Genomic DNA, 12,113 nt, shown 5'->3' on the forward strand with positions numbered 1-12,113 from the left:
GAAAGGTGAATCGATGAGAAAGGGAATATTGAAACAGGAATAACGATAACTTTTTTATATAATTGTATGATCTTTTAAGTGGCACGGTTTGACCGAAATCAATGGCACCATTACTCCGAAATACCCAATCGGGATTCATTATAGGAAGTTTTAAAGATTTTCATGTTGCAGCATAGCATAGCATAGCATCCAATAAAAGCTTTAAATATTGCCAATAAGACTTAATAGTACCGGGAGCATATCACTGTAAACGCATGCGCTCAATACAATAACTATTCTTTCGCTATCCATATTGTTTAATTTATTTTTTACCGTAAATTACTTCGCGATCCCTAATTGTTCAATCTAAACATCTAATCTACATGATTTTAATTATATTAGCACGTCATTTAACGAAGTACGAATATAGGTGTTGTTTCACGAAGCTTTTCTGTATTTTGTTTCTTAAAAAAACAATGTTATAGCCAATTTTAGGGCGACCCAACAAAATGAAAGAGCCAATAGAAGTTTTAGTTTTAGAAAGACAAATAATCAAGTTTTTTGACGAAGCTGATTATAGGTTTGACACATTGGACAACATCAAAACTTACGAAAAGTTTTTTATAAGTGGAGACAGAAATATGTTGACTTCACAAATTGGAATTGAAATTTTTGAAGACGACATATTAAAATCAAGTTGTTTAATTGGTTCAGAAGGTGGGGGGACAGGAATAAACGGAAATACAACTTTAATTAGTTATGGTGGAATAGTAATTTGTTGCTCAAATACTGTGTTTAAATTAACAATACCAAACTTAGATTTAGAATGGAAAACAATTGCCGACACAATGACTTGTTTTGGAATTCATTATCTTGACGAAGACTATGTTGTTCACGGAGAACTCGAAATATCAAGACTTGACAAAGATGGAAAAATAATTTGGCAACAAGGTGGACGAGACATTTGGACAACAGCGGAAGCTTTTGATGATTTTGCCGTTTATGACAACTACATTTTGGCAACAGACTGGGAATACAACCGCTACAAGTATGACTTTGACGGAAATCTATTGGAAGAATATAAAGTTGAACAGAATAAAGTTGTTCAGACAGAAGAAAACATAAAAATAAAAAAGTGGTGGAAGTTTTGGTAAAAAAAACTGGCTATAATAATTAAGTTTAGCTTCGCTGAGCTCCCTTCGGTCGGTTTCGTTGCGTCCGCAGGGCGAACAATGAAAACGCTGTTGAACATAACCGGATACCTACGCTTATGGGGTTTTCATTTTTAGGTTAGAAGATATACAAGCAGGTGGAGAGCCTGCTTGTATGTCGCTGTGAAATACGGTTCACCATAATTTCTTTTTTGGTATAAAGATCACTTTTGGAAAAATGACAATTTACTGTTTCGCTATTCATATATCACGTAAGAAGCGATATGTTTTTTTGTTTCGTTTTACGTCAATAAAAAACAAATAAACACCAATATATCAACATATTAAATAATTAAAAAGTATAAAAAAACGAAATTCGCCTATAGTGATGGATTTGTGAAACATTTTGTATATCAGTTTCGCAAAACTGATTGTTAGGCTTTATTTGAGAAAATTATGACTATACCGAAATCCCTATTTCATTATTACGAACTTGACAACGGCCCATTCCGGAATATTACTGAATATGGATTTGAGAAAGCCGAGATTATCCAGAAACAAATCATAGAAGGGTGGAATAGTAAAAGACCAGAGAATTATGTTGGTTTAAGATTTTCATTGGAAAAGCGAATTAGAGAGCAGTTTATCTTAAAAGGAGGAAAACCGAACAGAAATGACCCTTTTTATTTTACACTTGGTGAATGTGATTGGGCAAAATCTTGGTATATAAATCCTGGTGTTATAAAAATCCCTTTAACTGACTTTAACCCTGACCATATAAGTTTTACTTATCCTGATAGTATGGTGTCATTTCAGTTTTATGATGAACCTAAATTAAAAACATATAGAAAAAATTGTAATGGACAAATTTTTCTGTTAAGTGAAATAAGTGACTTAATAAATGAATACGGGATTCCATCAGAAGAAAAGTGTCAAATAGAAGAAAGACTTAAATACGATAAATACATTGAGGCTCAAGTGTGGGATGATGAAGTAATAAAGGAATATAAAAACAAAGCCTAACAGCAGCTACCCAAAAGTGGCGGTTCAGTGATTAAATCAAGCTTTGTGCTCCTATCAAAGTTTGTTCTTGGTTGACGGTGAAGTGCTTCGAAATCGCCACCTTCGGGTAGCTGCAAACCGTTACCTGCAATGCAACGAACACCGTAACAAGAAATGGATTTTACAATAAATATCGACAACTACAAGCAATTTGTTCGTAAGGACAAGTTCTTGGTTATTGATACAGAATTCCTCCGCTGTCGCCGGTATATGCAAGTCGCTAAACAAACATTCAATAACGATATCATATTATATTACAACATTTTACTATATTTACAATACCTTTATACGCAATGCGGATATAGAGATTGTTTAGCGAAGGGAGTTACAGTAAAAAAGTAGTTAGCTCTCATTTTAATACCGACACAATATGACAAACAGTTTTATAGCCATTAAGGGTAACCACTTTGACAGAGCAGGCGAAATCTTCTCGGTATTCAAATACATTGACCTCAAACAAGACAAACAATTTGACGACTGGCAGACTTTCAATGAATATTTGTTTGACAATTATTTCGAGTTTGCAAATAACGAAGTTGTGATAAGAGGAATTTGGACAGACAATGGCTGGACAATAATTCACGACCCAGAAATGGTTGACACGGTTGAAGAAGAAGCGTTACTTCAACTGTCAAGAATTCTGGATACAGACATCGTAACATTCATAATTCAGACAACATCAAACTCGTTTGGATTTACAGTTTATAACGACACTATAAAAAGACATTTCTTTGTATCCGACGGTGAAATTACTGACAATTTATACCAGCCATTAGAACAAGAAAATGGCTTGAATATTAATGAAAACATATTTTCTGACGACATTCTAAAATTGGCAGAGAAATTAGGAATTGATTTAGAAGCAAAAATCAAGCGAACATATTCCATTAAACAACTTGCTTATGGTGACGAAATGAAAAGCGAACTCGAACATTTTAGACAACAACAAAACCAAGCAAATACCGACAAAAAACCTTGGTGGAAATTATGGTAGAAAGAAAAACGAGTGCTAATTACTAAGTTTTCGTTTTGCCCAACGGGCAAGAAATGAAAACTCTGGTAAACGGAATCGGATACCTACACTTATGTATCCGCCCCACCAAGTACATCTTGTTTAGCGCGTATAGATCAATTAGTTTTGCTGCATGAGCAGACAGGAAAAAAGAGAACAGTTGTGTCGATGATAGCAGACTGGCAGCAGAGCGGCATGAGCAACAAGCGGTACTGCGATAAAAACGGGATCAATGAGGCGACGTTTTATTACTGGTTTCCGCGGAGGAGGGAAAAAGATGCAACCAATTTGAAATAGACTACTTCAAATTATTTCTTTAGAGTCTTCAAAATCGCTAAATCTTTGAAGATCTGGGTTAGATTGAAACCCCCACTCCATAACGATTTCTTTAAATTCGTAAACTCTTGCGTGCGGTTTATCTGTTATACCCACAGTATAACTTTGGTCTTTCAAATCTTCAAGAGAATCAGATATATATTCATTTAAGATCTCGTCAAAATATACTTCCCATTGGTGGCTACCGCTCAACGCGAATAACTCCATGATGGAAAATCCATATACTTCTTCCATTTCATCTCGAGTTTCCAATATCTTTTCAAAATCATACAGAAAAACTATGATGGGAGAATAAAGAGAAACTCCTATATTCTCAATAGATTTATCTGGCAGAGTTCGCCGCGAAAGACTCAGCCTCAGAGTTTCTACGGAATCAAATTCACAAAAAAGGTCAAGCCAATTTTTGATTTTCGATAAACAATTATAGACTATAGAGCTCGTTACAGCTAAGTCTGTATACGAAATCATTACCATTGCTATTCGCAAATGATCTGAATCATCCTCTAGTAAGAAACCATTGCAATCATCTACGAATCTTTCAAGTAGCCTTGTCGGTACTTCTAGGTTTTCGACAGTTTTGGGTAATGGGAATAACCTCTTTGTCAGCTGAAGTGTGTAAACGACAGACTCTGCAATACTCAAAACTTCATCGGGATTTAAGCGCACGAAACGTAGAAGAAAATCTACTAAAGACGGATTAATAAATTTCAAAGAGTTGTTATCCTCAAAATATTCGAAAGCTATAAAGCCCCCCACCAACTTATTAAAAGAGAGTTCAAAAGCATTAAGCGGACGCGGAAAATTGTTATAGCAAATCTCATAATTAATCCTTGAGTTAAATGCTTTTTCCAATTTATTTCTAGAAACGGAATCTCCGAAGCTTAACATCGTATTAAGTAAGAGCCGATCTGCCTGATCGATCTGGTTTACATATGCATGTCGCCAAATCTCGTCGGGGGTATCAAAATTATCATATATATATTTTTCAAACTCTTCCGCTGATTTAGATACTACATAGTCGGCACTGGTAATAAACTCAATTGAACGAGGGTAGAAGTTCTTGTGGTTAGTAATAAAAGTTTTAACACTATATTTATTCAATACTTCTTTATACTCTTTATCCAACTCGCTTTCTTCGATATGATTACTTAACATACTTTGCTTAAGCGAGTTGCTATATTCCTTCAGATGTAATGTACACTGCTTTGCCAAAAGATTCAGACGTTTCAGTTTCTCAGACCCTTCAACAGCGTCATTCAATATAAAAGTTCGAGTAGTCAAAATCAAAAGTTTATTACTTCTAGCACGTATTCGCTGTAATGTTTGGATAAAATGCTTTTCCGAGGCCTTTGCTTTTTCAATCTCCACTGCATTATGTCCCAAAAAATCATCATAATAAAACACCTGTTTCGAATCATCGTTTCTAATTGTCTTCGATAAATCCGTTATATCGAGCAGATAATTGAGTTCGTAATCGTCCCCTATTAATTCATATAGAAGAAGTTCAGCGAGAGAGGTTTTGCCACATCCTGGCTCTCCAGTAATGATCACAAACTTTTCCTCCCTAATTTTTTTTCTAGCTATTCTATACAATTCGGTTTCAACATATAATCTAATCTTACGCTTCAAGTTCGATTCTAAAAATTCCTGCGATCGACCATAAAACTCATATTGAATTATTTTTTTTAGAACATCAGTGCTAGAGAACCAAAGCTTATAATGTCTTTGCAAAACTTCAGGATATTCGTCTATCAAGCGATTTAAGTCTTTTAAACCGTAAATATCTGTCAAATCCAATATATATGGCGCAAACAGCTCTTTAATTTTCTTTATGTTATCGACGCTCAGATCAACGGAGGTTGCTAAAAGATAGCGAGTCGGTCTCAATTTACGAACCTTTTCCACTTCCTCCCTCTCAAGGTTGCTTAACAATGATTGAGCACCACTACGAAAATAATGTTTTACTTGTCCAACACAGTGATATTCTCTATTCGAATTGCTGCTAAGAATATCAATCCCTTTGTCTTTACCTTCTCTAAAGGTCCTAAACACCTGCTTGGAATTATATTTTTTTTCAGAGGCATTTAAAAGATCACAAAATAAATCTTCTAAATCGGTACTGTTTAAAGTGGCAAAATCGTAGTAACTCATTTTAACTGATAGTTAGCTGGCTGGTTAAAAAACCTATTGCATAAAGTTCGAAAAAAATAAACCAGTTCTAACATTTTTGATTAAAATAAATTAGTGGGATCGTACTCTAATAGGATACCTTTTGATGCTACAAGAACGTTTGCCATTCAGCACTAGATTTTATTTTTGCGGGACATTTGGTATCTCGGTAGTATTTACCAAGGAATTTTAAGGTATTGCTGAAGATGAGTAACAGTTCAGATTTAAATGTAACAGAAGATTTAGGCGTGAAAGTATAATTTGTCCAAATTTAAGTATACATAAGAAAAAGTCATTATTGTCTCTTATTGAAATAATAGTGGAAAACTTCGAACAAAAACGGATGCAATCGCTATGATATTCGCGATTTTGTCTATATTGTATTATTAATATAAGTCAAGCTTGGTCATATTTTTTATATTGGCTTACCTGACATTAGTATTAAAGCACCAAAAAATGTAAGGAATGGCAATATCCGACAAAACAAGAAAATTTTTATGGGCTAAATCAGGAAACAGATGTGCAATCTGTAAAGCTGAACTAATAACAAGCACTGTATCTTTCGATGAATTTAATCTTGGAGAAGAATGTCATATAATTAGTTCAAAACCAACTGGACCCCGCCATATTCCTAGCCTTGAAGAATATGACAATTATGAAAATTTGTTGTTATTATGTAAAAACCATCATAAAGAAATAGATGAATTGACGGATACTTACACCGAAGAACTTTTAAGGTATATTAAAACTAATCACGAAAACTGGGTAAAAAACACCATAAAAGACGCAATAGACAAGGAACAAAAAGATGAAGAGCCAAAGTTTTTATCTAGAATAACTTCTGGAAAAGACCTATTTAACATTATAAATGAAGTTTACGGATATAGAACCGACTATGATGACATAAAAAGCGAAGAAGAAATGAACTTTATTGGGGGTTTTATTCAAGCTTTAATTGATTATGGTGATATAAGTGGAATGATTGAAGCACATGACAAAGTCAGAATTGGGTATGAGCTACAAAAATTAATTGATGAAATCGAAAATAAGGGGTACTATATATTTGGAGAAAGAGGATTAGAACCTATGTTTTCTCATCAACCAAAAAGTGATAAATGGACTGTTGCAACTATAATTATTAAGAGGAAAGAAAACCCAGAAATTATTAAAATAGATCTCGAAAATTTAGCCAACGAATAACGTGATTTTGGTCATTGTTACAAAAGATGCACCTGACACAAAAGGATGGCGCAAAAAACTACGGAGATGGTAAAGGTTATATTAGGTAGCTTAACTATTAGAAATCACAATTATTTTACTAGGTATCGAAATAATTCCGAATAAATATATAAATTTGTATATGGCTTTAAGCGGAAGCCTGCCATTCGTCTTAGCGCAGTTGTATCAGCACCGCTTTTAAATAATTTATTTAACCCTTTTTCTCGTTTCGGGAAGCGGTAGGCGAATGACGTTTTTTCTGGCGAGATTTAGGAGTTTCAAATGAATAAAAAACCTACACGGCCTACAGCCGAATTTCTTAAAAGAAAAGCTAAAGAAAACCGTAAGACTAGCGGATTAACCCACACAATGGCTCTAGACATGATTGCCTTAGAATATGGTTACAAGAATTGGATGCACTATATTAAAGAAATAAAACAAGTGCAAATTCGGCTTAAACAAAATCTTCCTAAACGACCTGCATCACCGACCCCTGATGAAATCGCTATCCACGATGTTATATATGGCAGAGTACTTGGGCAGCGTCCCAACAGGAATATGTCTACCAGACGGCACAAGAAAATTGGCAAGATACTCGCCGAGCTACTTGAAGAAACAACCTACCACAAAAGAGCGCATAAGATTCTATTTCAAATTAGGGTCGATTTGGATAGCTGGCTTGGTGAAGAGTATGGTCCATCTGTCATGGGTAATGCGGAATTTAACAGCATTTATTATGGAAGCCACACAGAATTCGTGGATGACATACCATCAGCAAGGAGACAAGCGCAGCTTCGTACGTTATTGCGGCAGGCAAAAAAGATTCTTTTGAGTGCATATCATGATTGTAAATCTCTAGAAAAATTGCTAGGCCAATTCGACAATGCATTGGATAAACTCGAAAGCTGGCCAAAAAGCATACGAGTAAAGGGTGCACCAAAACGACAACTTCGTAGCGGTACTTTTGTACAACTTAAACAGACCAAAGAACTTCTTTTAGTATTCAATCATGATATGCGGAGTGATGTTGTGGTTGGCTTTAATGATGCTGGTACCTTTGAAGCTGGTCGTCATGAAGTTTCTGTATTACGCTCGCAACCCAATCTATCAAAGTACAGACCGTTACGCCTTTATCTCCCTTATGGTAAGTGCACGCTTGATGATGGAACAGAGGTTCTTTTCAACAGAGATTACTGTCCTCTATGGAGCCGCTCGCTGTCAGGGACCGTGAAAGAAGTAGACCTGCTGTCTGACCTAGATTTCAATGGAGCGGAACATTTTTTCTTTGAACGTGATGCGCCATACACTAAGAATGGCAATGTGAACCACGAAAAATGCTTAGAGATCCTACGCGAGTGGGGGGTTGCTGATCGTCAGCATAAAATTTTAGATCATTTTCAGGAAGCTGTTCGTCGAGGAAGAGTTGGGGACATTATGCCCAAACCATTCTCCTAAAGTTCTTAACTAATGCTAATTGACAGGACACGTTACTTTTTGTAGCATACTCTGCCTAATAAATGAAAATTAAAGTCAAAATCTCTGCTTCCACAATATAAAAAATTACTGAATGCTATCAATTCATTCTGAAATTTGCTATCTTTATGTAAGTAAACCTAAATGTGTTGAGTTGTACTCAACACATTTCGTACCTTTGCAGTCGCGAATTTATAGCAAAAGATAAAATGGGACAACAAGATTACATAAAAGACATTGCACGCTTCGGGTTGGAAAACGACCAGGAGAAGCTATTGTCTACGTTGACCGAATTTATCGAACACAACAAGAACAGCAAAAAGGTAAACTTTGCCCTGCAATTGCAATCGCTGCTCAAAGACAGCATACGCAAGCAGCAACATAGCCCCCTACAAAAGGTGGGCTCGCCATCGCACTATCAAAGTCTTCAAGACCGCGAAACAGACGAGCTAATCTTAGAGAAGCTCACCTCTGACTATAGCTTGGACAACCTGGTATGCACGGCATCTGCTAAAGATAAACTGGTCAACTTCTTGGAGGAACACCGCCATAGCGATCTGCTATCTAAGTACCAACTACCGATATCCAACAAGCTACTTCTTTACGGCCCATCGGGATGTGGTAAGACATTGGCATCTTACGTAATCGCAGGTGAACTGCAAAAGATGATGATCGTGGTCAATCTGGGTGCTATTGTTTCCTCTAAGTTGGGTGAAACCAGTAAAAACTTGGCCAAAATATTCCGCAAGGCAGCGCTGGAAGACTGTATCATCTTTATAGATGAGTTTGACTCGCTGGGTAAGGTGCGTGACTATAGCCAGGATCACGGAGAGATGAAGCGTGTGGTGAATACCATCTTGCAGCTCTTTGATTACCTACCACAGAGTAGTATGGTAATCTGTGCCACCAACCAAAAGGATATGCTCGACGAAGCACTGCTACGTCGGTTTGATCTGGCAATCTCGTTGGAACTACCGGATCAACAGCAGATACAGGAATTGATTCAATTGGTCTTAAAAGAGGGACAATTTGCCTTTGACCGGAAGGTATCTATGAAACAGCTCGTCGAAGGTGCTCAGGGTCTCTCCTACTACAGCATACAGAAAACATTGATCAATTCGATCAAGCGTAGCCTTTTTGCACAAAAAAATACACGGGCTCTAAAGCCCATGATTAATACACAGATCTGGAAGGATCTACTTACACAAGAAAAGGAAGCCTTGGCAATACAATAAAGCCAAGGATTTTTTATGCTTCGGCTTCGAGGTCTTGGTCGCCTAATAGTATATTTTGCACTTCGTTAATAGCTAACATTTCGTCATATAATCTTCCTGTCATTTTTTTCTCCGTCAAAGTTTCTTCAATCGATATGGCGATAGAAAACATATTGTCTTTTTGATAAAACACATCCTCTCCGGGTCTCAGTTGCGGATGGGTAAGACAGTGGACACCTATTTTGAAGACGTTGTTTTCATCGATCAGTTCGTTGACGTTTACTACAAAACTTAATTTTTGCGTATTCGAAAAAGGATTGGGTTTTTGTTTGAATCGACAGTTTTGGCTCCAAAGCTTCAGACCACTCTTTAACCTAGAATTTACCTTTTCTTCTTTCTTCAGTATATCTGCTCCTTCATGATTTCTGAAAAAGCCGAACGCGACCAATACCGGACAATATCCCAATTGACTGTCCTTTATGGGAAGAAATTGATAACAGATAGTCGCTGTTACCCGTAATACTCCGTTCTTCTTCCCTAAATCATCTGTTGTCAGATAGCTAGGAAATTTTAATGGAAAGATTTTGAGCTCACCATTATTAATTGTATCCTCGACGATAAAATTGATTGTATTGCTATCGGAATAAATGGCTCGGCTGCTATCCACACATCCATGCCCTACCAACATGCTTTTATTTGCAGTCAAATCTTCGACTAATTTATCCGAACAATTATTTAGCATCAATGCTTTGATAGAGGTGGAACGGAGACTTGGATAGTGCTTTTGAATCTGCACAGCAACATTGGCCGCCAAAGGTGTGGCAAAGCTAGTCCCGACCAATCTATAGAAGCTTTCAGTATGATCTGCGGATAGTAAGAGCATACTCCCCTCGCCTATATCGGTAAGCCCTCTATTGCCATAGCAATAATCACCCCCCGCCATAATTAGATCTGGCTTAAACAACGTTTTATTGGACTTGGCCTTACCTTTGAGCAGTTCATACTGATAATGTCCTTTTCGACTATACATGGTTGGATACTCTGGACCATTGGAAATCCCTATGTACCCCTCTTGTCTTAGCGAATCGGCACATGCTCCTACAGTTACATTATTTAGCGAATCTGCCGGACTACAAAGATTGGCTTCTTCATTTCCGAAGTAAGCCAAATCATAGCCATTGGTTTGGAGAACAGCATCCGAATTATTCCCGGTGGATATAAAAATCAAACAATCGTGTTCAAAAGCAAATTTGTCCAATGCATAAGCATAGCTAGAATAATGCTCATTGTACTTTTTACTTTGGCAAAAATTAATAGTCAAGGTAAATATCTTAATCTGAGGATGGTTGTCTTTTGCTCTTATGAGCAAATCCAAAACACGACTAATCGATATGGCAGAACTATCGGAGTCTATAATTTTGATCGGTAATAACCTACAATGAGGAGTAAAACGTCCTCTATACTCTCGCCATACCGCCTCTGCACCTAAAGCTACTAGAGCCGACACCGCTGTGCCATGCCCTCTGCCGCCATCTACGTTATCTTCCAGAACGGATGTACTCGTTAAGTTCAATTCCTCGTCCTGAACAATTAATGGAGCCAAAGGTGTATCAGAATCAATACCCGAGTCTATAACTCCGACTAATGGAAGATTTTCTGCATCGGCAACTTCGAACCCATAGGTACGATTGGGGACGTTAAAGATATCTGGTCTGATTATCGTAGATCGACCCGATGTAACCTGCAGTACGACATCAAAGTTATTGATGATCTCCTCTAGATCTAGCCCGGCTCTATTGTATATCTCTACAATACCGACATCGAAGTTTATTATATACTCTATTTGTTGATTCTGGAGATAGTTCACCAGACTCGCCTTCAAATCATCAAAAACTTGATTTTGAACCTTAAGGTCGGCTATCTTTAAAATAAACACGTCATCTGTATTGCCTGCCTTTATGATATCCCTTGTGGTTAGGAGTTCAAAATCTTGGATGTAATGTATCAGTTTAGGGTATTTGCGATCCTGATGATCCTGGGCATTACGGATGGCTGACTCCACAGCTGATAAGAATGTATCAAAGCGGCAAAAATCATGCTCAGTGACAGCAAAGAGTACAGAAGCGCCGAAATTGGTAACTTCGATAATCTCTAGTCCAAACTGTTCATACCACTTGCCAAAATAATCATTTACTGCAAACTGTCCCCAAAAGTTGATACGGACAAAGTCGACATGTAATGGTACCGCTAACTCTTGGTTTCGTTGTATTATGCGTTGACGTCTATCTATATTAAAATCTCTGTAAGATCTTTGTAGATTTTGACCGATACTGATGTAATTTCTCTCAATGTCTTTTTTGGCTTCGTCGGAATTTTTATCATCTCCAAAGCCATAATTATATTTCATGGTGACGGATTCATTCTTCTGAACTTGGGTATTGAGCAGAACATGTGGCTTTTTCATATTAATAGTAAACATTTTTTAATTGGTTAAACACA

9 protein-coding genes are annotated in these 12,113 nt (G+C 36.9%); 7 read left to right on the forward strand and 2 right to left on the reverse strand.

Annotation, left to right across the window (positions count from 1 at the left end):
- The first annotated feature begins 488 nt into the window (after positions 1-488).
- The 4 genes from FAZ19_RS18905 (at position 489) to tnpA (ending at position 3,501) form a co-directional block, all read left to right on the forward strand.
- On the forward strand, positions 489-1,133 hold the full coding sequence (locus FAZ19_RS18905; RefSeq protein WP_136822331.1) for a hypothetical protein: 645 nt from the start codon (positions 489-491) through the stop codon (positions 1,131-1,133).
- Positions 1,134-1,586: 453 nt separating this feature from the next.
- Complete coding sequence (locus tag FAZ19_RS18910) at positions 1,587-2,153, forward strand: hypothetical protein (protein ID WP_136822332.1); 567 nt, start codon at positions 1,587-1,589, stop codon at positions 2,151-2,153.
- A gap of 409 nt (positions 2,154-2,562) precedes the next feature.
- The gene (locus FAZ19_RS18920) at positions 2,563-3,186 is read left to right on the forward strand and encodes a hypothetical protein (RefSeq protein WP_136822333.1); all 624 of its coding nucleotides are present in this window, start codon (positions 2,563-2,565) and stop codon (positions 3,184-3,186) included.
- 186 nt (positions 3,187-3,372) lie between these two features.
- Entirely contained in the window at positions 3,373-3,501 is a 129-nt protein-coding gene (gene tnpA / locus FAZ19_RS24370; protein WP_394343995.1) for an IS66 family insertion sequence element accessory protein TnpA, read from the forward strand.
- Positions 3,502-3,507: 6 nt separating this feature from the next.
- Here tnpA and FAZ19_RS18930 read toward each other — a convergent pair whose 3' ends face one another.
- Positions 3,508-5,691, reverse strand: coding sequence for an ATP-binding protein (locus tag FAZ19_RS18930; protein WP_136822334.1), 2,184 nt, complete (start codon positions 5,689-5,691; stop codon positions 3,508-3,510).
- Positions 5,692-6,174: 483 nt separating this feature from the next.
- Between FAZ19_RS18930 and FAZ19_RS18935 the strand changes: the two genes are divergently transcribed.
- The 3 genes from FAZ19_RS18935 to FAZ19_RS18945 all read left to right on the forward strand — a co-directional run bounded on the left by FAZ19_RS18935 (position 6,175) and on the right by FAZ19_RS18945 (position 9,635).
- Positions 6,175-6,909, forward strand: a complete 735-nt coding sequence (locus FAZ19_RS18935; protein WP_136822335.1) for an HNH endonuclease — start codon at positions 6,175-6,177, stop codon at positions 6,907-6,909.
- Positions 6,910-7,296: 387 nt separating this feature from the next.
- Positions 7,297-8,382: a DUF5623 domain-containing protein gene (locus tag FAZ19_RS18940; protein ID WP_136822336.1), complete on the forward strand. Its 1,086-nt coding sequence runs from the start codon at positions 7,297-7,299 to the stop codon at positions 8,380-8,382.
- Between the two features lie 227 nt (positions 8,383-8,609).
- Positions 8,610-9,635, forward strand: a complete 1,026-nt coding sequence (locus FAZ19_RS18945) for an AAA family ATPase (RefSeq protein ID WP_136822337.1) — start codon at positions 8,610-8,612, stop codon at positions 9,633-9,635.
- 13 nt (positions 9,636-9,648) lie between these two features.
- On the opposite strand, the gene FAZ19_RS18950 is transcribed toward FAZ19_RS18945, so the two are convergent.
- Positions 9,649-12,078 (reverse strand): S8 family peptidase, encoded by a 2,430-nt coding sequence (locus tag FAZ19_RS18950; RefSeq protein WP_169305704.1) that lies wholly within the window; start codon positions 12,076-12,078, stop codon positions 9,649-9,651.
- Positions 12,079-12,113: the final 35 nt, after the last annotated feature.

This window comes from Sphingobacterium alkalisoli (assembly GCF_005049105.1).
Lineage (GTDB): Bacteria > Bacteroidota > Bacteroidia > Sphingobacteriales > Sphingobacteriaceae > Sphingobacterium > Sphingobacterium alkalisoli.